The sequence below is a fragment of the Nocardia sp. NPDC004604 genome (assembly GCF_040609795.1).
GTDB lineage: Bacteria > Actinomycetota > Actinomycetes > Mycobacteriales > Mycobacteriaceae > Nocardia.
In genome coordinates this window covers 1-21,105 of sequence record NZ_JBEXLC010000006.1, presented here as the reverse complement: position 1 = coordinate 21,105, position 21,105 = coordinate 1, and the positions used below count along the sequence as shown (strand labels likewise).

Sequence of the window (21,105 nt, the reverse complement as noted above, 5' to 3'; positions counted from 1 at the left end):
TCAACCACCTCTACCTCGACGACCACATCACTTCGTCCGCACTGCACCGGTCGCTGCCCGATGCGCCGAGCGCGACTACCGCAGTGCGAACAGCGCGAACCCGATGACCGGGACCACCGGGCCGATCACCGTCGACACCCATCCCCCGCTGGCGCTGATCGTGAACAGGTACGGATACCAGTCGACGATCGGCCCACGGATCAGGGTGGCGGCACCGCAGCCGAGCGGGTGGACCGGCCAGCAAGCATTCAGCCGCCCGGAAACGCCCAGTACGACCGGTGCCAGCACCCGATCCACGACCATCACGATAGGCATGAACCAGTGCGCCACCTCATCCACCCACCTCTGTTCGTCCCAGCGGGCGATATGGGCGAGCAGCACCGCGAACGCGAACCGTAACCGCCGCAATGTCGGCCACCACTCGATCGGACCGTAATGTCGGTGCGGTGGAACAGTTTCCGAGTCGGGCGCTGGTATTGGGCGCCGGTGGTGTCGTCGGAACCGCCTGGATGGCCGGTCTGGCTGCCGGATTGCGCCAGCACGGCATCGATCTCGCCGCCGCCGACCTGATCGTCGGCACCTCCGCGGGCGCGATCGTCGGCGCGGTCCTCGCTTCCGGCCGAGATCCGGGCGAACTCGCCGAACCCCGGCAACCTGCGCCGTCCGATCCGCAACTACCTGCGCCCGACCCGCGCGCGCTGGGCCGCGTGTTCGCGGTCCTCGGCGAGAGCGAAACGGCACCGGAGCTCAGGCGAGGACGGGTCGGCGAGATCGCGCTCGAGATGAGCGCCGAACATAATGCCGTCCATGTCGAGCGCATGCGAACCCTGATCGGCACGGCACGGTGGCCGGACCGATTGCTGGTCGTCGCCGTCGATGCCGGCTCGGGCCAGCGCCGAGTCTTCGATCAACGCGATGCGGCCGCACTGCCGGACGCCGTGGTCGCCAGTCGCGCGATGCCCGGCGTCTACCCGCCCATGACCATCGGCGACCGCCGCTTCATGGACGGCGGCATGTACTCCGCCACAAATGCGGATCTGGCCGCGGGGGCCGAACTTCTCGTCACCCTTCATCCACTGGCACACCTGTTTTCGACCACTGCCCTCGACGCGGAACTGCAATCCGCGCGGTCCGGAGAGTCATTGGTGATCACCCCGGACCAACGATCGATCGATGCCTTCGGCGGCGACCTGCACGACCGCGCACACTGGATACCGTCCTTCCGAGCCGGATTCGCCCAGGCGGATGCGGAAGCCACACGCCTCCAAGGGATCTGGCCGACCGCGAGGTAGCCTCAGGCCGACCGCCGGGAGAATGAATATGACAATCAGCGAACCTGTTCGAGCCCGGTATCCGCTCCTTTCATCCGCCGGCTTCCTGTGGTTCTGGTCCGCCGACAGCGTGTCGATGGCCGGTACCTACATCACGGCGCTGGCGCTGCAGGTGCTCGCGGTCGAAACGCTGCGGGCATCGCCCATCGAGCTCGGCGTGCTGGGGGCCGCGCGCTGGCTGCCGTATCTGCTCTTCGGTTTGATCGCCGGAGTGCTCGTCGATCGGTATCGGCGGCGGCCGGTGCTGGTGGCCGCCGATCTGGTGCGGGCGGGTTTGCTCGCGCTCATCCCGCTGTCGGCGGCGACAGGCGTGCTGAGCATGCCGGTCTTGATCGCGGTCGTACTGGTGTTCGGCACGGTGTCCCTGGCCTACGACGCCGCACATCAGTCGTTTCTGCCGACTCTGGTGCCACCGGAACTGCTCACCCCCGCCAATGCCCGGCTGGAGCAGTCCTCAGCGGTGGCGCAGACCTGCGGGCCGGTCATCGGCGGTTGGCTGGTCCGGATCGTCGGCGCACCGCTGGCTATCCTGGTGGACGCGGTGTCGTATCTGCTCTCCGGGCTGATCGTGGCGCGGCTGCGTGTGGCCGAGCGATCCGATCCGCCGCAGGACCGGAATCTGCGCAAGGAACTGCGCGAGGGGCTGAGGTGGGTGTATGGGCATCGGATGCTCGCCCCGCTCGCCATCGCTTCGCACGGCTGGTTTTCAGCGCGGTGGTGTCAACGGTGTACGTGCTCTTCGTAATCGACGAACTCGGCCTCGACGCTTCCGCCCTCGGACTGAGTTTTGCATTCGGCGGCGTCGGCGCTGTGGCCGGGTCATCGGTCGCCGACCGCGCCGGTCGCCGATTCGGTATGGGGCCGGTGATCATCGGCTGCCGATGGCTGACGCCCATGGGATATGCGCTGATCCCGTTGGCGCACAACGGAGCTGCGGGTCTGACACTGCTGTGCTCGGCCCAGTTCCTCTTCGGTCTCTCCATCGGCGTCGACGGTCCGCTCGAAATGGGCTACCGACAAGCCGTCACACCCGACCGTCTGCTCGGCCGGATGAATGCGACCATGCGCTCATTGAACCGGGCCGCGATCGTGATCGGCGCACCGACAGGTGGCGTGCTGGCCGCGTGGCTCGGCATTCGGTGGACCCTGTGGATCGCGGTGATCGGGCTGCTGATCTCGGCGATCGCATTCACCGGATCGGAATTCCGTCATGCCCGATCGGGAGCAGACCTGCCCGGCTGATCACGGTCGCGTCGGCGGTCGACCTGCACCGAGCGCGGCGACGGCGCGAAGACGCCGGTGCGGATGACCAGGCCGATGACGAGGGAGAGCGAGCCCTGCTGACGAGGATCGATGAACGGGCGAATCTTCCCAGATCAGAACCGCTGCGATCGGTGCGCCGAGCCGGTCGACAAACGTCGTCACCACCCCGGTCGCGGGTGTGCGCACCGGATGCTCACGCCCGCCTCGGATTCGACTCGCCGGTTTCGCTACCCTGGTGAACGCAATGACCAGGACAACCGACGCGAATCTCCGCGAGCTCCGGACCCGCCTGGCCGCCGTAACGCTCCGCGATGAACACCGGTTGCGCCGAAGCCTGGACCGGGCCCGCGGCGGCGATCTCACCGGTATCGCGGCCGAGATCGCGGCGGCCGAGCAGCGCGTCGAGGCTCGCCGCGCCGCGGTACCCGAAATTCGCTATCCCGAGCAGCTACCCGTCTCCGCGCGCCGCGAAGATATCGCCAAGGCGATCATGGAGAACCAGGTCGTAATCGTGGCGGGCGAGACCGGATCGGGTAAGACCACCCAGATTCCGAAGATCTGCCTGGAACTCGGCCGGGGCATTCGCGGCACCATCGGACATACCCAGCCGCGTCGGCTGGCCGCGCGCACCGTCGCCGAGCGCATTGCCGAAGAGTTGGATACCGAACTCGGCGACGTCGTCGGGTATACGGTGCGCTTCACCGATCAAGCCTCCGATCGCACGCTCATCAAGCTGATGACCGACGGCATCCTGCTCGCCGAAATCCAGCGCGACCGGCTGCTGCGCCGCTACGACACGATCATTATCGATGAGGCACACGAGCGCAGCCTCAATATCGACTTCCTGCTCGGCTATCTGAAGCAATTGCTGCCGCGCCGACCGGATCTCAAGGTGATCATCACCTCGGCGACCATCGATCCGGAGTTGTTCGCGCGGCACTTTGCGAAGCAAACAGACGACCCGAGCGCGAAGCAAACAGACGACCCGAGCGCGAAGCAAACAGACGACCCGAGCGCGAAGCAAACAGACGACCCGAGCGCGGACGAATCGGGCACTCCCGCACCGATTGTCGAGGTTTCCGGCCGATCGTATCCGGTGCAGATCCGCTACCGGCCGCTGGCGCTGGAACTACCCGGCAGCGCCGATGAAGACGACGAGGACACCCGGATCGTGGATCGCGACCCGGTCGATGCCATCGGCGACGCGGTGCGCGAACTGTTCGCCGAGGGCGACGGCGATGTGCTGGTGTTCCTATCCGGCGAACGGGAGATCCGCGATGCTGCGGATGCGTTGCGCGACTTGAAGATTCCGCGCACCGAAATCCTGCCGCTGTACGCGCGCCTGTCGACCGCCGAGCAGCATCGGGTATTCGCCCCGCATAACGGTCGACGAGTCGTCTTGGCCACCAACGTCGCCGAGACCTCGCTGACCGTCCCCGGTATCCGGTACGTCGTCGACCCGGGTACCGCGCGCATCTCCCGCTACTCGATGCGCACCAAGGTGCAGCGCCTACCCATTGAAGAGGTTTCCCAGGCGTCGGCCCGCCAGCGCGCCGGACGCTGCGGCCGGGTCGCCGACGGCATCTGTATTCGGCTGTACTCCGAGGACGATTTCGAATCCCGGCCCGCCTTTACCGAACCAGAGATCCTGCGGACCAATCTGGCCGCCGTCATCCTGCAGATGACCGCACTCGGCCTCGGCGATATCGAGAAGTTCCCGTTCGTGGAGGCGCCGGACCGCAGGGCAATCCGAGACGGTATCGCGCTGCTGGAGGAGTTGGGCGCACTCGCGCCACGCGCCACCGCAACACCCGCGCGGCGCGCCGCCGAACCGGACGTTATCGAGACGACGAACACCAGCACTACTCCGGAACGGCGCGGCGCCGATAGCATTGCGGGCAAACAGATCCGAGCTGACGAATCCACCGACACACGGTCCGATGCGACGCTGACACTCACTCCCACCGGTCGCGAGATGGCGCAACTGCCGGTCGATCCCCGCATGGCACGGATGCTCGTCGAGGCGCAGCGCAATGGCTGTCTGGCCGATGTGCTGATCATTGTGGCCGCGCTGTCCATTCAGGATGTGCGCGAGCGGCCCGCGGACCAGCAGCAGTCCGCCGATACCAAACATGCGAGGTTCGTGGTCGAGGGCTCGGATTTCCTGGCCTACCTACGGTTGTGGGAGTACCTGAACGAGCAACGTAAGTCGCTGTCGTCCAATCAGTTCCGGCGCATGTGCCGCGAGGAGTTCCTGCACTACCTGCGGATCCGGGAGTGGCAGGATCTACACGGGCAGTTGCGGACCATCACGCGGGGGCTCGGGTGGTCGACGCACGACGGTTCGAATGGCGACGAAACCGGTTCGCGCCGTGGACGATCCGGCGGGTCGGACAGTTCCACCCCGGCTCGGGCCAGCGGCGGAGACTCCAGCGGCGGACGGCGCGGGACCGACTCGTCTGCTGCGAACTCATCCAGCACTGGCGCGAACCATCGTCGCGGTCGCGCACGCGCTGGCGCGGCCTCGGCAGCGCAGGCGGCCCGAGGCGGACGTGTCGCCGAGCCCGCACCGCAGACAGCGCCGCTCGAAAACGACGGCACCCCATGGGATTCGACCGCGATCCACCAGGCACTGCTGGCAGGCATGCTCTCCCATATCGGCGTCCGTGAGGCCGAATCGCGCGAATTCCTCGGCGCGCGCAATGCCAAGTTCATGATCTTCCCCGGCTCCTCCCTGGCGAAGAAGCCGCCCCGCTGGGTGATGGCCGCCGAACTCGTCGAAACCTCGCGGCTCTGGGGCCGGATGGCGGCGCGGGTGGAACCCGAATGGGCCGAGCGCCTCGCCGGTGATCTGGTGAAACGCACCTACTCCGAACCGCATTGGTCGTCCAAGCGTGGTGCGGCGCGAGCCTATGAGCGGGTCACGCTGTACGGCGTTCCGCTGGTCGTCAGCCGCGCCGTCGATTACGGCCGTATCGATCCGGAGCTGTCGCGCGAACTGTTCATCCGGCATGCGCTGGTACAGGGTGAATGGCAGACCAGGCACGAGTTCTTCCACCGCAATCGCGAACTCCTCGACGACGTCGCCGATCTGGAGCACCGCGCCCGCCGCCGCGACATCCTCGTCGATGACGAGGTGCTCTTCGAGTTCTACGACAAGCGCCTCCCCGCCGATATCGTCTCGGTGCGCCATTTCGACAGCTGGTGGCGCAACGCCAAGCGCAAAGATCCCGCGCTGCTGGACTTCTCGACCGAGACCGTGGTCAATGAGACGGCCGCGGTCCTGGATCCGACCGACTTCCCGGATGCCTGGCGCCAGGGCGAGCTGAGCTTCCCGCTCACCTACCAATTCGAGCCCGGCAATGACGATGACGGCGTCACGGTGCGGATACCGGTCGAACAACTGGCGCATGTGCGCGCCGTCGGCTTCGACTGGCTGGTCCCGGGCATGCGCGAAGAGCTGGCCACCGCACTGATCAAGACACTGCCGAAGGCATTGCGCCGCACCGTCGTTCCCGCACCGGACTTCGCCGCGGCCGCACTCGCCGCACTCACCCCGCGCGCCGAACCCCTGCGCACCGGCCTGGCGCGGGAACTGTCGCGCCTCGGTTCGGTCACCATCGCGGCGAGCGATCTCGACTCCGCCGCGCTCCCCGACCATCTGCGCATGACCTTCGCCGCGATCGATGCCTCCGGCACGACAATGGCCCGAGGCAAGAGTCTGGCTCAGCTGAAAACCCAACTGTCCGAACAGGTTTCCGCCTCGGTCGCCCGTGCGACCGCGGGCGCGGAGCGTGCCCCCGCCACGGTGTGGACCTCGGAATCGCTCGGGACGGTCGCACCGACGGTGCGCAGCGAGGTCGCCGGACAGACGGTCACCGGTTATCCGGCACTGGTGCCCGAGGGCGAGGGTGTCGCGGTCCGGGTGCTCAGCTCGCCGGCCGAACAGGCCGCCGCCATGCGAGCAGGCACGCGCACCCTGGTGCTGGCCGCCATGCCGACCTCGGTCCGTACCGTTACCGCGAGTCTGCGGCCGCAGGATCGGCTGGCGCTGAGCCAGAATTCGTACGGTTCGCTCGACCTACTTATCGAGGACTGCCGCGCCGCCGCCGCTGACGAACTGATCGCCGCCGCCGGTGGCCCGGTGCGCAGTCCGGACCAATTCGATGCCCTGGTTGCGCGGATCCGCCCCGAATTCGTCTCCGCCGTTGCCCGCACCGTGCGCCTCGTGGTGCCGATTCTGGCCGGGGCACACCAGGTTTCGTCCGTCCTCGCGGAGACTTCCGAACGCGATATCGCCGACGATGTCCGCCACCAACTCGACGACCTCGTCTTCCCCGGCTTCATTTCGGAATGGGGCGGCACGCGTCTGCGCGAACTCCCCCGCTACCTCCAGGCCGCGCGCATCCGCCTCGAATCACTGCCCGGATCCGCCGTCCGCGACCGCCAGGGCATGGTCGAGATCGACCGCGCCCTCACCGCCTACGACCGCCTCGTCAACGCCCTGCCCGACACTCGCAAAGACGCCCCCGACGTCACCGAGATCTGGTGGATGATCGAGGAATTCCGGGTGAGCCTCTTCGCTCAGAAATTGGGCACACCCTACCCGGTCTCCACCAAGCGCATCGAAAGGGCGATTGCCGCCATCCGCCGCTGACGCCCGCCGGGACTCCCGGTACCGGTAGTTCTGGGGGCGCGACGAGGTGCAGATACGCGGCTACTGTCGCCGGACATGGTGGCGCGCAGGAGCATGGCGGCCGCTGACCACATCCGCCGCGCGGCGGAAGCCGCCTCGGCAGTCCGGCGCGAATTCTCGAAAGAAGAGTTCGCTATGCGGAAATCCCTCGCAGCGATCCTCGCCGTATGTGCCGTCGCGCTCGCCTCGGTGGCGGCCGCTTCCGCGGAGCCGGCGACCCCGCAGCCAGCGCCGGTCCACGCCGATAACGACCTGCTGCGACAGCTGGTCCGCCTGCTCGACACCGGATCGGTCACCATCTGCCCCGGGCAGGCGATGGGCGGCTTCGGCTGCTCCTGCCCGCCGGGGATCTGCATATGACCGGGGTGGTCAGTCCGCGTTGGCCGCGACGGTGGCTTCCTCGCGATGTTTGCGCAGGTCGGCGATTTCGCGTTCGAAGTCGTCGGCCGAGGTGAAGGAGCGGTAGACCGAGGCGAAGCGCAGGTAGGCCACCTCGTCCAGATCGCGCAGCGGGCCGAGGATGGCCAGGCCGACCTCGTGGCTGGGGACCTCGGGGGAACCCTTGGCGCGCACCGCGTCCTCCACCTGCTGGGCCAGCAGGTTCAGGGCGTCCTCGGCGACCTCGCGGCCCTGGCAGGCGCGACGCACACCGCGGATGACCTTTTCCCGGCTGAACGGCTCGGTGACACCGCTGCGCTTGACCACCGATAGGATCGCGGTCTCGACCGTGGTGAATCGTCTCCCACACTGCGGGCAGGAGCGCCGACGGCGGATGGCCGCGCCTTCCTCGGCCTCACGCGAGTCGACGACCCGCGAGTCGGGGTGTCGGCAGTAGGGGCAATGCATCCGAGAGATCCTTCGTCGATGCGCGCGCCCGCGTCCGAATCGGCTCCGGTTCGGCGTTCCGATCCGGCGAGCACGTGTACAGGGGTCTAGACCTATACGTCCATATCGGTTCCAGGATACCCGGGACGGGTCACCAGGCGTCTCACCCGTCCCACCTATCCCGCGCGCGGGCGGTTATCCGAGCTGCCACTGGGTGGTGAGATCGGCGATCAGTTCCGGGATTCGCGCGATCATCCGGCCGTGCGCGAGCTTGTTCCAGAAGGATTCACCGAGTACGACCTCGGCGAAGGGCCGGTTGCTCTCCATATCGATATGGCGCGGCGCCAGGTCGCCCATGATGTAGGTCCAGCGGGTATCGCGGTCGGCCCAATTGAAGTCCGGCAGCGGGGTGCGCAGCGATACCGTGCGACCGGCGATATCGGCGCTGACGGTCGCGGGCGCGAAGACGCCGGGGGCGCGGACACCGGGAACGGCGGGCTTACCGGCCACGGTGCTCACATAGGTCAGCACCCGGCCCATCGTGCCGCGGCCCGTCGAGGTCACGTCCCACTGGTCGGCGATGACGCGGTTCTGCTCGCGATCGGTCATGCGGATCAGCGCATCGATATTGCCGCTCTGCGTGTGGGAATCGATCGACCGCCATGCCGTGCGAATATCGGCATCGATCACCCCTGCGGCATACATTTCGTCGATTCCGGCCATTCCCAGCGCCGCGTAGGCCTCGTGCATCGGGACCAGGTCGGTAAAGATGTGCTTCTGCATGATCATCAGCCGGGTCTGGTACCAGGTGACGTCGTCGGCGCTCAGCCGTGAACCCTCGGTGGCCAGCAGCCGGATATCGGCGGGCACCTCGGCCACCAATTCCGGTGGGGTGCCGCGCAACAGGTCGGCGACCACTTCGCCGAGCTGGTGGATACCCGGCACATCGAGCACCGCGCCGATATCGCGGAGGTCGAAGAAGCCCGAGGCGAAGGAGCCGCCCGCGATCCCGGCCAGCCCCGCCCACCAATAGTACTGATGCTGATTCGCCAGCCGGAAGTAGTTGACGTAGACCTGGCTGAAGGTGCGCTGGTTGGCGCGCACGCCGAGCGCCGGATCCCAGGCCGCGAGGTCGATATCGGCATTGCGGGTCGAGACCACCAGCCAATACTGGTGCAGCAGTGTGCCGTAGCGGCTCGGCGGCACCCCGTCGGCCCTGGCCTGGTCGAGCGCGTCGCGCAGTGTCGACTCATCCAGTGGCAGTGCCGGATTCAGGCCACCTCCGCCCGCGCCGTCGCCATTGACCGCGGGTAGATCCAGATATGCCTGGTAGGCGGGCGCCGCGTGCACGGCCGGAATCATGGTGAGGCCGAAGACAAGACAGCTGAGCAGCCCGGCGATTCGGGCGAGAATACGGACAGCGTGTTCGGCGGTGCGGCGATGCGTCATTGCGTGGTGTCCCGAAATCGTTCGTCGGCATAGTTGCCGAGATCACGTTTTCAGGCACAGTAACAACATGTTCTAGTTTGCAATCGACAATTTCGGCCACCCTTCGTGGCGGATCGGCCGGTCACCGTCCGCCACACCGACTTTCAACGAGCGCTATCGCGGCAGACCGATTCCGGCACCGTCCGGAACCGATTGCTGTTCGACCACGGCGGGCACCGGCGCCGGGGTCTCACCACCGAAAGTCCCTGCACACCAATGCGTCAACCCGATCAGCGCCGTCACCACCAGCGCGCTCAATAGCGAGGCCACCGCGAGCACCGCGAAGCCGACCTGCGCCTGTTCCACCCGTTCCATCGGATGCGGCACCCTCGCCTGTCGCAGCGCGGGCGTTCGAACCGGACCGCGATCGTAGAGCGCCACCGCACCGCCGGGCCTGCTGCCGCGCGGCCGCCGGTCCACCCCGGCCCGCGCGGCATCGAGGGCGCGTACGCCGCCACGATGCGGGCGCCGGACGCGCGGAACGGAATCGAAACCGAGGTCGATGCCGGACTCGGTTTCCAGGTCGGTGCTCGGGGCGCTGATCGCAGTGCTCATCGGACAAACCTCCGTGACGGGGGGTGTTGGTGGGTGCTCAGGTATGTCGCGAGACGATGGGAGTCGCTATTCGATCAAGTGTTCGAAGAACTCGTGTTCGATTTCTACCACGCTCCACCGACAAAGTCAGCAGAAAACGCCGACATGCCTCGAACAGATGTTTGATACATCGGCGTGACCGGACTAGATTCGGTAGACGAAATCCATCACACGAAAGGGCGGTTGCGGTGAGCCACACAGACGACACGGGCGACGAGAGCGGAGTTGGCACCGACCCGTCCGGTACCGGGGCGGATCTCACCGTGCGTCAGCGCAAGGTCCTCGAGGTCATCCGCACCTCGGTCAGCGAGCGCGGCTATCCGCCGAGCATCCGCGAGATCGGCGACGCGGTCGGACTCACCTCCACCTCCTCGGTCGCCCATCAGTTGCGCTCCCTCGAGCGCAAGGGCTATTTACGCCGCGATCCGAATCGGCCACGGGCCGTGGATGTTCGCGGCCTCGACGAGGCGGTCCGCGCGGTGACCAACCTGCCGACCACCGAGGACGTCGAAACCGGTCGGCCCGTCCCGACCTTCGTGCCCGTCCTGGGCCGGATCGCCGCCGGTGGCCCGATCCTGGCCGAGCAGGCGGTGGAGGATGTCTTTCCGCTGCCGCGCGAACTGGTCGGCGACGGATCGCTGTTCCTGCTCAAGGTCGTCGGCGAATCGATGGTGGACGCCGCGATCTGCGATGGCGACTGGGTGGTCGTGCGCCAGCAGAATGTCGCCGACAATGGCGATATCGTGGCCGCGATGATCGAGGGTGAGGCGACGGTGAAGACGTTCAAGCGCACCGGCAAGGATGTCTGGCTGATGCCGCACAATCCGCTCTTCGAGCCGATCCCGGGTAATGACGCGCAGATCCTCGGCAAGGTCGTCACGGTCATCCGCAAGATCTGAAAATCGTTGGGTTGCGCGGGCCATCGGTCCGCGCAACCGGCGTTCGTCGTCAGTGCAGGAACAGCCCCAGCGGCCACGCCCAGTGATCGAGTGTGATCCGCTCGATGAGCAGAATCTGCAACTCCCCGACGACCCCGCCGAGTACCGCGCCGACCGCAATCGCCGTCGGCTCATCCTCCTTCACTGCGGGCCGCAGCAGATTCTCGAACTGCGCGGGTGAGAGCTCGCCCATCCGTTCGATGACGGTGTTCTCGATATCCATGGCCTGCATCGTGTAGGCGTGCGCCTGCTGGGTGGTGGCCTCGGCGTAGGCGAAAACCCGTTCGGCCGCCGTCGCTTTCAGCTCCCGCCACCGGTCGGTGCCAACGGTCAGGGTGACCAGCGGTTTGGCCAGGCTCGGCGCGGCGTCCGCAGCCCGGTCGACATATTTGGCGGCCAGTTCGAATACCCGGTCCGCCGCGGGCCCCCTCAGGATGGCGTCGACGATCTTGTCCGGCGTGAGCAGTTCGGCGGCGATCAGATGCGCGTACTGCGGAATCAGTTCGTGCCGGTTCTTCGCGAAGAGTCCGTGCCAGGTGAAGATTCCGAAGTACCGCTTGGGCTCGTGTGGGCGGAACAGCATCTGCAGCCCGATGTAGTCGGTCATCCACCCGTTCACGAACCCGAATACCGGCATCAGCCACGGCTCGCGGAACAGCGCCCACATGATCGCCTGTCCGACGCCGATGAGCAGCCCGAACCAGAAGCCGATCTTCGGAATCATGGTCATCTGCGCCCCGGCGATATCGCGCATCATCCGATTCAGCAGCGCTTTATCCGCGGTCAGATTCGATATGACCATGGCGCGCAGATCGAACAGCCGCACGATATCGCGCTTGGCGTCCTCGATGGCCGCGACCGCGTATTTCGGTGTCTCGGACTGGATCAGCCCGATCACCGCGTGCCGGGTCAGCTCCGGCATCGCCTCCCACAGTCCCGGGTAGTAGTCGATCGCCATGGAGCGCACGACATCGTCGACGGCCCGGCGCATCGGCGCCTCGACCTCTTTGATCAGCCGATCCGCGTCGAGTCGGTCGAAGAGTTCCTGCGGCTGCAGCAGATTCGTGCTGATCATGTCGTAGGCGATGCCCGCCATCTTCTCGGCCTGGCGCGGCAGCATCCCCTGCCAGCCCAATGGAATTCGGCCCAGCCGCACCCCGACGAATTCCAGCGGACGAAACATCATCTCGATGGCGATCAGCTTGGTGAACCACCCGATCCCACCGGCGATGAACGGCATCGACAGATAGATCCACCACCACTGCCGCATATCCGCCACGATCGACGACCACGACTGCACGCCATACCCCACTCTGCATCGAAGATTCGAAGTTTACAGTGTTGTATCACGATGGCAGCGGCGAACTGCATCCCATGACCTCGTATATCCGCTGAGGCAAACGGGGATACGAACATTTCGAAACTCACGTTCGCCGCAGCGAAGCAGAACGCCAGCGCGCCAATGACATTCAGCCCGGAGACGGCTCGGACTCGAAGGCAGTCCGACCGACGATCAGCGCGGCAGCAGCGTCATCCAGAAGTCGGCTCGATGGTCGGCGGCATAGGTGTCGATGAGGCGGTTTCCACTGGGACGGAAGGACATGACGAGCGGTGCGGCCGGGTCGTAGGCCGGAATCGGTTCGAGGCCAGCCGGATTCGGGCTGGTGTCGATGGCGAATCGAGTCCAGTATCTGCGCATTTCGCTGGCGAGGCGCTGTTGGTCGGGGGTGAGCACGGCACCGTAGACCCAGCTGAGGTCACGCAGGCTCCACAGCGATATCAGTTCGCTGGCATGGAAGGCGCCGAGCGGGAAGATATTCGGCGGGGCGAGCGGCGCCGGATCATCGAAAGAGTAAACGTAGGTGGGGTTATGGGTGCTCAGCGCGGCGTACTCGACGGTCAGCGCGGTCAGGGTGCGGTCGGTCCAGGCGCGCGAGAGTGCGAGCGCGGGCTGGGGGTAGGCGGCTGCCGGGTAGAGCTGCTCGACGCGGTCGAGTTGCTCCGGCGTCAGGTCGGGCATGGCGGCGGCCAGTGCGTCGCGGTATCCGGCTGCCGTCAGCGGCTTACCAAGGGGCACACCGTATTTCAGGTACACCCAGAGCGCCATCTCGTCATTGTTCGCACCGACGAGGGTGGGCACTGCGGCCAGGGATCCGTTGCGCAGTGCCGCCTGCGGGCCGGTCGGCAGAAACGATCCACCGTAGACGGTCGCGGCAATGGGATTGCTCGCCAAGGTGTCGACCGGCAGTGCGCGCAGGCAAGCGGCGGTCTCGGGTCCGGTGCAGCCGAGACGTGCGGCATAGGCGTCGCCGTCGGCCGCCGCCGTCGCGACCGGCACGCCGGCCGAGCACGGGCCGCTCTCCCGGATCGCGGCACGGAACAGTCCACGCGAACTCGGCGCGGCCAACTGCGCACAGACCGACGCGGCGCCCGCGGACTCGCCCGCAAGGGTCACCTGATCCGGGTCACCGCCGAAGGCCGCGATATTGCGCCGCACCCACTGCAACGCGGCCTGTTGATCCAGATAGCCGTAGTTCCCGGCCCCGGAGCCGTCGTCGAGTGCGGTGGTGGCGAGGAAGCCGAGCGCGCCGAGGCGGTAGTTGATCGTGACCACAATGACGTCACCGTCACCGTGCGTGATCAGCGGAGCGGCACCGTAGATATCGCCAGAGCCGCTGGTGAAACTGCCGCCGTGGATCCAGACCAGCACCGGCAGCGGGCGCCCGTCGGCCGGCAGGCTGCGCGGTGTCGAAACATTGAGGTACAGGCAGTCTTCCGACTTCGTCGGATTCGCCCCCAACAGACCGAAGACGCTGTTGTCCTGCGGACAACTCGGCCCGGCCACCGCGGCATCGCGCACACCCGGCCACGATGCGGCCGGAGCTGGTGCCCGCCACCGCAGGTCCCCGACCGGCGGGGCCGCATAGGGAATACCCGCGAACAACCGATGATCAGCGGCCAGCACACCGCGCAGCTGACCGGTTTCGATGGTGACGAGGTCGGCGGCGATCGGCGCGGCCGGAGCCGGTGCCGCACCGCTGAGCACGAAGACCGACGCCAGGGCCGCGAACCAGCCGCGAACCACCGGTCGATCGGGCCGGGCACGCCTACCGAACCACCCGTCCGCTGTCACCCACCGACGCCTGCGCACGGGCCAACGCTAGTCACCCGCACTGTCCGAGCGGGCGGTAATCCCCGAAAACAAGGCTTCCGACCGCCCGGACAAAAGTGACCCTTGCCACAGTCGGTACGTGGGCGTACCGTGCTGATGGTACGCAGATGTACCACGCTGGGAGGTGCCGCATGACCACGGTGAAATTGCCCGACGGACCGACTACTCCGGCTCTGTTTCAGGCCGTGGAGGTGATAGCGGGCCGGACCCGCGCCTGGCGCAGACTGCACGACCGCTATGGCTCGGCATTCACCGTCTACCTACCCAGGTTCGGCCGGATGGTGGTGCTATCCGATCCGGCCGAGGTGAAGGCGCTGTTCACCGCGAGCTCCGATATCGCCGACAATGTCGATGTCAATCTCGGCCAGTTCCTCGGTCCCGGCTCGCTGTTCTCACTGCAGGGCGCCGAACATCGCAAGCAGCGCAAACTGCTCACCCCGCCGTTCCACGGCCGCCGTCTCGCCGTATACGAGGCGCTGATCGAGGAGGAGACGGTCCGCGAACTGGCGACCTGGCCGCAGGGCCAGGAGTTCGCCACGATGGATTCGATGATGCGGATCACCCTGAATGTGATCCTGCGTGCCGTATTCGGCGCCGAGGGCAGGGAATTCGACGAGTTGCGCGAATTGCTGCCCAAACTGGTGCTGGTCGGCTCGGCACTGGCCGCGCTGCCGGTGCCGCGAAAGTTCCTGGGGCGCTTCGGACCTTGGGCCCGCTTCACCGCGCACCGCCGCCACTACGACGAAATCGTCGGCCGCCTCATCGACCGCGCCGCCGCCGACGAACACCTCGCCGACCGCGACGACGTACTCGCAATGATGCTGCAGGCCCGCTACGACGACGGCACCGCGATGACCCACAGCGAAATCGCCGACGAACTGCTGACCCTGCTCACCGCGGGGCACGAGACCACTGCGACCACACTCTCCTGGACTATCGAGCGGTTGCGCCGCCATCCGGAAGTGCTGGCCCGCTTGGTCGCCGAGGTGGACGAGGGTGGTTCGGCACTGCGCGAGGCCACCCTGCTCGAGGTGCAGCGAGTCCGGCCGGTGATCGATGCGACGGCCCGCAAGATCCGTGCGGAGTCCATGCAGCTGGGGCGGTGGACGCTGCCCAAGGGGCAGAATGTGTTGGTCTCCATCCGACTCGTGCACGATAACGAGGAGCTGTTCCCCAACGCCCGCACCTTCGACCCGGACCGCTTCGTCGGGGTCCGGCCCGGCACCTTCAGCTGGATCCCGTTCGGCGGCGGCGCGCGGCGTTGCATCGGCGCGGCATTCGCCACCATGGAGATGAATGTCGTATTGCGCACGCTGCTCAGGGATTTCACGCTCGCACCGACCGATGCGCCGGACGAGCGGACGCACTTCCGCGGTGTCGCGCTGGTGCCTGCCAAGAAGGGCCGCGCCGTGGTGTACCGCCGCGCGTCCGTGCCGACCGCCATCGCGGCGCGCACCGAGCAGGTGACGGCGTGACCGAACAATTCGCCGATGTGGGCCGCGGGGTCACCCTCGCCTACGAGCGCCTCGGCAGCGGCGGCACGCCACTGCTGCTCATCGCGGGGCTCGGTCAGCAACTGCACGATTGGCCCGACGGATTGTGCGATCTGCTCGTCGCACGCGGCTATGACGTCATCCGCTTCGACAATCGCGATGTCGGCAAGTCGACGCACTTCGGCTTCTCGCCGCCGGGTCCGCTCGATTTCCTGCGAAAGCGCTGGCACACGGAGCAATACGATCTCAACGATATGGCCGCCGACACGGTAGGTCTGATCGATGCGCTCGAGCTGGGCTCGGTCCATCTGGTCGGCATGTCACTCGGCGGGATGATCGCGCAGACCGTCGCCGCCCGCTATCCGGACCGCGTCGCCTCGCTGACCTCGATCATGTCGACCACGGGTGCGGCAAGGGTGGGACGACCGGCCCTGTCGACCTGGCGGCTGATGTTCGGCCGACCGGCACGCAACCGCACCGAGCACATCGATCGCTCGGTGCGCATGTATCGGCACATCCGCTCGCACAGCTATCCGTTCGACGAATCCGCGGTGCGGACCGCCGCGGCGACGACCTGGGATCGCGATCCGCATCCAGCGCCAGGGGTGGGCCGTCAACTGGCGGGCATCCTCAAATCCGGTGACCGGACAACCCAACTCGGCACTGTCGTCGCCCCGACCCTGATCCTGCACGGTGACCGCGACCTGATGGTGAACCCGACCGGCGGCACGGTCACCGCGCGCGCCATTACCGGCGCGCGCCTGCACACCCTGCCGGGCATGGGCCACGATCTGCCTGTCGGCGTCCGGCCGACGCTCACCGACCTCATCGACACCCATATCCGCACCGCCAGGAGCACCGATGCCCCGCACCGCTAGGCCGCTGTCCGGCCGTCCCGCCATGATCACCGGCGCCGCCTCCGGCATCGGCCGCAGTCTCGCCCAATTGCTTTCCCGCCGTGGGTCACCGGTGGCGATCGCCGATATCGATGAGACCGGATTGAAGCAGACGGCCTCGTCGCTGCGTGGTCCGGTGTTGACTCGGGTCCTCGATGTGCGCGATGCCGCCGATCAATTGGCCTTCGCCGCAGAGGTGCGCGAATGGCTGACCGAGCCGCTGGCGGCGGTATTCAATAATGCCGGTGTCGCGGTGTCGTCGTCGGTGCTCGACGCGGTACCCGAAGACGATGAATGGCTGCGGCAGATCAACTTCGACGGTGTCGTCAATGGCACCCGCGCATTTCTGCCCATTCTGGTCGAACAGGATCAGGGCGTCATCGTGAATACCTCGAGCGTATTCGGATTGGTCGGCATGCCATACCAAAGTGCCTATTGTTCCGCGAAATTCGCGGTGCGCGGCTTCACCGATGCATTGCGTCAAGAGCTTCGGGGCACCGGGGTATCCGCAGTGAATGTGCATCCGGGCGGAATCACCACCAATATCGCGCGCAACGCCAGGGTCCGCAAGGATCCCGAGGGCCGCGGTCGCTCGCACGAACAGATGGCGGCCGAATTCGAGGCGCTCACCCTGACGTCGCCGGATAAGGCGGCCGAAATCATCTGTCGCGGAGTGGAACGCGGGAAGTCCCGCATCCTGGTCGGACCGGACGCCTACATATTCGACGCACTTGCACGCGTCACCCCGACCCACTACTACGACATATTCACGGTGCTGGAGCGGCGGCTGCGCGCCCGGGCCGAGGTGGGAGCGACGGCATGAGGGATTCAATGAGGGGTCCTGGCCCGACGGAGGGTCGGCCCGAGCATTTCGATGTGCTGATCGTCGGCGCCGGCCTGTCGGGCATCGGTGCGGCACACCATCTGCAGACCGCGTTTCCGGGGCGCAGCTACGCAATTCTGGAGGCGCGCACGACAATCGGGGGCACCTGGGATCTGTTCCGCTATCCCGGGGTGCGATCGGATTCCGATATGCACACTCTCGGTTACCGTTTCCGCCCGTGGACGCAGGCCGCGGCCATCGCCGACGGACAGTCGATCCTGGACTACATTCGCGATACCGCGGCCGATGCCGGAATCGATCGGCGAATCCGATTCGGGCACAAGGTCATCGGTGCCTCCTGGTCGACGGCCGAGGCGCGCTGGACGGTGACCGTCGAATGCGACGGCACCACCTCGACGCTGACCTGCGGCTTCCTCTACGCCTGCAGCGGCTACTACCGCTATGACCAGGGCTACACCCCCGACTTCCCCGGAATCGAGGATTTCCGAGGGCAACTGGTGCACCCGCAGCAATGGCCCACCGATCTGGACTACGAGGGCAAGCGCGTCGTCGTGATAGGCAGTGGGGCCACGGCGGTGACGCTCGTGCCCGCCATGGCCGAGAAGGCGGCGCAGGTGACCATGCTGCAACGCTCGCCCAGCTACATCATGTCCATACCCACCGAGGACGCGGTGGCCATCCGGCTGCGCGAACGGCTCGGACCACGCCGGGCCTATACGATCACCCGCTGGAAGAATGTGCTCATCAGCACCCTCATCTACCAGCTGAGCCAGCGACGTCCCCGGATGATCCGCAATCTCATCCGCAAGCAGAATGCCGCGCAACTGCCCACCGGCTACGAGGTGGACGTCCACTTCAAGCCGACCTACAACCCATGGGATCAACGGCTGTGCCTGGTACCGGACGGGAATCTGTTCGGCGCGATCCGGGCCGGTCGCGCCGCAGTGGTGACCGACCGCATCGACCGGTTCACCGCCGAGGGCCTGCGCTTGAGCTCCGGCGCCGACCTGCCGGCCGATATCGTGGTGACGGCGACCGGTCTGCAATTGCTGGCCTTCGGCGGAATCGAGTTCACCGTCGACGGCCGGGCGATCGCACTGCCCGAGACCATGGCCTATAAGGGCATGATGCTCAGCGGTGTCCCCAATTTCGCGTTCACCATCGGCTATACCAATGCGTCCTGGACGTTGAAGGCCGATCTGGTCGGCGAATTCGTCTGCCGACTGCTGCGGCATATGGATGCCAACGGCTACGACCAGTGCGTGCCATGGCCCGATCCGGATATCGAGACGGCACCGCTGTTGGACTTCCAGTCCGGATATGTCCAGCGCTCCATCGACCGGTTCCCGCGGGCGGGTTCGCGGCGACCCTGGCGGTTGGGCATGAACTACGCCCACGATGTGCTCGCACTGCGCCATGGGCGAATCGAGGACGGCACCATCCGATTCGCGAACCGAACCGCGCTCGGTGAGCCGGTTCCGGTGCGCGTGAGGTCATGATCGCCGCGGCGGCGGGGCGCACTAACCTGATCGTCGTGACCCGTGCCGAGCCCGCCGCCAGCATCGCCGCCGAGGCCACGCCGGAATCCGCCTTCCGGCGTCGGCTTCTCGACGCGATGGCCGACGCCGTGCGCGACCGCGGCTACCGCGAGACGACCGTGGCCGATGTGGTCCGCAACGCGCGCACCTCCCGCCGCACCTTCTACGAACACTTCGATAGCAAACAAGACTGTTTCATCGCGCTGCTGGCCGAGCGCAATAGCGAGACCATCCAGCAGATCTACGATGCGGTCGATGCCAGCGCGCCATGGCGTACCCAGGTCCGGCAGGCCATCGAGGCCTGGATCGGCGCCTCGCAACAGGATCCGACGATCACCCTGGCCTGGATCCGCGACATCCCCGCCCTCGGCGAGGCCGCCCGTCAGGTGCAGCACGACGCGGGCGAGGCCTTTATCAATCTCATCCAAAGCCTCACCGCCACACCAGGATTCGAGGCCCCTGGACTGCACCCGCCGACCCGTCAGATGGCCACCATCCTCTATGGCGGCTACCGCGAACTCATCGCATCCACCGTGGAGGAGGGCCGGGATATCAGCGAGATCATCGACGTCGCCGTCGATACCGCTATCGCCATCGTCGGCCCCCGCTACGAGCCGCGGCGCTAGTCCTTCACGGCGGTGAACTGGGCCAGCGCGCCATTGCACACCAGTTCCACTTCCCGCAGCCCTGCCGCGGCGATCCAGCTCGACAGATCGGCGGCGGTGCCGGACGGACCGAATACCCCGATCGCCCGCATCACTTGCATATGCAGGTCGAAGCGCCGCCGGACACCGCGCACCACACAACTGCCGACCAGCCGTCCGCCCGGCGCGAGCACCCGTGCGAGCGCGGCGACCGCGGCGGCCGGATCCGGCATACAGTGCAGGCCAGCGAAGGTCACCACCAGGTCGAATTCGCCGGTGGGGAAGGGCAGGTCGACCACATCCGCACGCACGTAGTCGATACCGGACACCCCGGCACGGTCGGCCGCGCGGCGCGCCGCCGCCAGCTGGTCGTCGGAAATGTCGGTCGCCACGTAGCGGATCTGGTGCCCGGGTCGCAGACGGCGCAGTGTCACCCCGCCGCCGACCGGCAGATCCAGTAGCGCGGAGCCCTCCGGCAGCTCGTTGACAATGTCCATCGCCGCGTACATCCGGCGGGTGTCGCAGCCCCAGAGCATCTGTCCGGCAGGCCGGGCCACCTGCGGATGATCCAGGACGAAGTCGTACACCGGGGCACCGAGGCTCCCCCATGTTCGGCTCTGCCACACTTCACGGACATCGGGCACGGTTGTCTCCTCTTCGCGCGGTGGGAGTCCAGGCTAGGCCGGTGCTCATCGACGCGCCAAGAGCTACTGGACACGATCGCCGCCGATCTCGCCGCTCATAGCGCCATAGGTGTCGTGGCCCAATGGCGCGCATCGCCGTGAAGATCCGGCGTGGTCCGGGCAGCGACAGCTCACCTACCGCCGCCGCACCGGTGACACATCAGTGCGGGGTATACCCGGTGGACCGATTCACCAATTTCAGCGACAAACGACATAATTGCAATGCAACTATTATTTGTTAACAACTTGGCGGAATTTATACGGATTTGCACGTCGCAACATTGCGATTTCATCGACTTATATACGCGATGTAAAATCGTCGAGGTCAGGGCTTTTGGTCATGAGATGCAGGGTCGAAGGTCCCTGCGCGGCACAGCGTTTACATTCGGCCAGCTGGTGCATCGCAACGCTCTCGAGGGGGAACCAAGATCACCGACCACCCCCTTCCGAATTCGCCGATAATTTCGCGGTGCGGACCGCTGAAACGGGGGTATACATCCGCGAACTATCCGGCTTAGACTGGCCGTGGTCGGGATAGAGGAAAGTTCAATGACCGTTTCGCCGACACAGCTCCGTCCCGGCCAGGGATCGAGCGGAGATACCGAGCCGGACGCGTCAGTAATAGAGCAGGTGCCGCTGTCTGCCGGGCAGCGGGGGTTATGGCTGGCGCAGAAATTGAGTCCGGATGTGCCGATATCAG

General features: G+C 66.5%; 18 protein-coding genes. 11 read left to right on the top strand and 7 right to left on the bottom strand.

Features of this window, described 5'->3' with window-relative positions; all coding sequences use genetic code 11:
- Window positions 1-75: 75 nt before the first annotated feature.
- A complete protein-coding gene (locus ABZW16_RS04505; RefSeq protein WP_354952124.1) occupies window positions 76-408 on the bottom strand; it encodes a Pr6Pr family membrane protein in 333 nt (110 codons plus the stop codon).
- A 38-nt stretch (window positions 409-446) separates the two neighbouring features.
- On the opposite strand from ABZW16_RS04505, the gene ABZW16_RS04500 reads away from it, so the two are divergent.
- The 5 genes from ABZW16_RS04500 to ABZW16_RS04480 all read left to right on the top strand — a co-directional run bounded on the left by ABZW16_RS04500 (window position 447) and on the right by ABZW16_RS04480 (window position 7,650).
- Window positions 447-1,292: a patatin-like phospholipase family protein gene (locus ABZW16_RS04500; RefSeq protein ID WP_354952122.1), complete on the top strand. Its 846-nt coding sequence runs from the start codon at window positions 447-449 to the stop codon at window positions 1,290-1,292.
- 28 nt (window positions 1,293-1,320) lie between these two features.
- Complete coding sequence (locus ABZW16_RS04495; RefSeq protein ID WP_354952120.1) at window positions 1,321-2,076, top strand: MFS transporter; 756 nt, start codon at window positions 1,321-1,323, stop codon at window positions 2,074-2,076.
- Entirely contained in the window at window positions 2,058-2,573 is a 516-nt protein-coding gene (locus ABZW16_RS04490) for an MFS transporter (RefSeq protein WP_354952118.1), read from the top strand. Before ABZW16_RS04495 ends, ABZW16_RS04490 begins: the two co-directional genes overlap by 19 nt.
- 265 nt (window positions 2,574-2,838) lie before the next feature.
- Window positions 2,839-7,251 (top strand): ATP-dependent RNA helicase HrpA, encoded by a 4,413-nt coding sequence (gene hrpA / locus ABZW16_RS04485; RefSeq protein ID WP_354952116.1) that lies wholly within the window; start codon window positions 2,839-2,841, stop codon window positions 7,249-7,251.
- A gap of 75 nt (window positions 7,252-7,326) precedes the next feature.
- Window positions 7,327-7,650, top strand: coding sequence for a hypothetical protein (locus ABZW16_RS04480; RefSeq protein WP_354952114.1), 324 nt, complete (start codon window positions 7,327-7,329; stop codon window positions 7,648-7,650).
- Window positions 7,651-7,659: 9 nt separating this feature from the next.
- On the opposite strand, the gene nrdR is transcribed toward ABZW16_RS04480, so the two are convergent.
- From nrdR to ABZW16_RS04465, 3 genes are all read right to left on the bottom strand, one after another.
- On the bottom strand, window positions 7,660-8,136 hold the full coding sequence (gene nrdR / locus ABZW16_RS04475) for a transcriptional regulator NrdR (protein ID WP_354952112.1): 477 nt from the start codon (window positions 8,134-8,136) through the stop codon (window positions 7,660-7,662).
- Between the two features lie 174 nt (window positions 8,137-8,310).
- Window positions 8,311-9,564: a hypothetical protein gene (locus tag ABZW16_RS04470; RefSeq protein ID WP_354952110.1), complete on the bottom strand. Its 1,254-nt coding sequence runs from the start codon at window positions 9,562-9,564 to the stop codon at window positions 8,311-8,313.
- Between the two features lie 153 nt (window positions 9,565-9,717).
- Window positions 9,718-10,158, bottom strand: coding sequence for a hypothetical protein (locus tag ABZW16_RS04465; protein ID WP_354952108.1), 441 nt, complete (start codon window positions 10,156-10,158; stop codon window positions 9,718-9,720).
- 227 nt (window positions 10,159-10,385) lie between these two features.
- Between ABZW16_RS04465 and lexA the strand changes: the two genes are divergently transcribed.
- On the top strand, window positions 10,386-11,096 hold the full coding sequence (gene lexA, locus ABZW16_RS04460; protein WP_354952107.1) for a transcriptional repressor LexA: 711 nt from the start codon (window positions 10,386-10,388) through the stop codon (window positions 11,094-11,096).
- Between the two features lie 49 nt (window positions 11,097-11,145).
- Here lexA and ABZW16_RS04455 read toward each other — a convergent pair whose 3' ends face one another.
- On the bottom strand, window positions 11,146-12,435 hold the full coding sequence (locus ABZW16_RS04455; protein WP_354952105.1) for a DUF445 domain-containing protein: 1,290 nt from the start codon (window positions 12,433-12,435) through the stop codon (window positions 11,146-11,148).
- A gap of 213 nt (window positions 12,436-12,648) precedes the next feature.
- Window positions 12,649-14,268, bottom strand: coding sequence for a carboxylesterase family protein (locus ABZW16_RS04450; protein WP_354952103.1), 1,620 nt, complete (start codon window positions 14,266-14,268; stop codon window positions 12,649-12,651).
- Between the two features lie 170 nt (window positions 14,269-14,438).
- On the opposite strand from ABZW16_RS04450, the gene ABZW16_RS04445 reads away from it, so the two are divergent.
- Genes ABZW16_RS04445 through ABZW16_RS04425 form a run of 5 tightly spaced genes read left to right on the top strand, consistent with a single transcriptional unit; the run spans window position 14,439 to window position 19,704 of the window.
- Window positions 14,439-15,782: a cytochrome P450 gene (locus ABZW16_RS04445; RefSeq protein ID WP_354952101.1), complete on the top strand. Its 1,344-nt coding sequence runs from the start codon at window positions 14,439-14,441 to the stop codon at window positions 15,780-15,782.
- Window positions 15,779-16,678: an alpha/beta hydrolase gene (locus ABZW16_RS04440; RefSeq protein WP_354952099.1), complete on the top strand. Its 900-nt coding sequence runs from the start codon at window positions 15,779-15,781 to the stop codon at window positions 16,676-16,678. The genes ABZW16_RS04445 and ABZW16_RS04440 overlap by 4 nt, the downstream gene beginning before the upstream one ends.
- Window positions 16,662-17,519: an SDR family NAD(P)-dependent oxidoreductase gene (locus tag ABZW16_RS04435; protein WP_354952097.1), complete on the top strand. Its 858-nt coding sequence runs from the start codon at window positions 16,662-16,664 to the stop codon at window positions 17,517-17,519. The genes ABZW16_RS04440 and ABZW16_RS04435 overlap by 17 nt, the downstream gene beginning before the upstream one ends.
- A gap of 8 nt (window positions 17,520-17,527) precedes the next feature.
- Window positions 17,528-19,039: an NAD(P)/FAD-dependent oxidoreductase gene (locus tag ABZW16_RS04430; RefSeq protein ID WP_354952095.1), complete on the top strand. Its 1,512-nt coding sequence runs from the start codon at window positions 17,528-17,530 to the stop codon at window positions 19,037-19,039.
- A gap of 35 nt (window positions 19,040-19,074) precedes the next feature.
- On the top strand, window positions 19,075-19,704 hold the full coding sequence (locus ABZW16_RS04425; protein WP_354952093.1) for a TetR/AcrR family transcriptional regulator: 630 nt from the start codon (window positions 19,075-19,077) through the stop codon (window positions 19,702-19,704).
- On the opposite strand, the gene ABZW16_RS04420 is transcribed toward ABZW16_RS04425, so the two are convergent.
- Window positions 19,701-20,366, bottom strand: coding sequence for a class I SAM-dependent methyltransferase (locus ABZW16_RS04420; RefSeq protein ID WP_354952091.1), 666 nt, complete (start codon window positions 20,364-20,366; stop codon window positions 19,701-19,703). The genes ABZW16_RS04425 and ABZW16_RS04420 overlap by 4 nt on opposite strands.
- Window positions 20,367-21,105 lie beyond the last annotated feature (739 nt).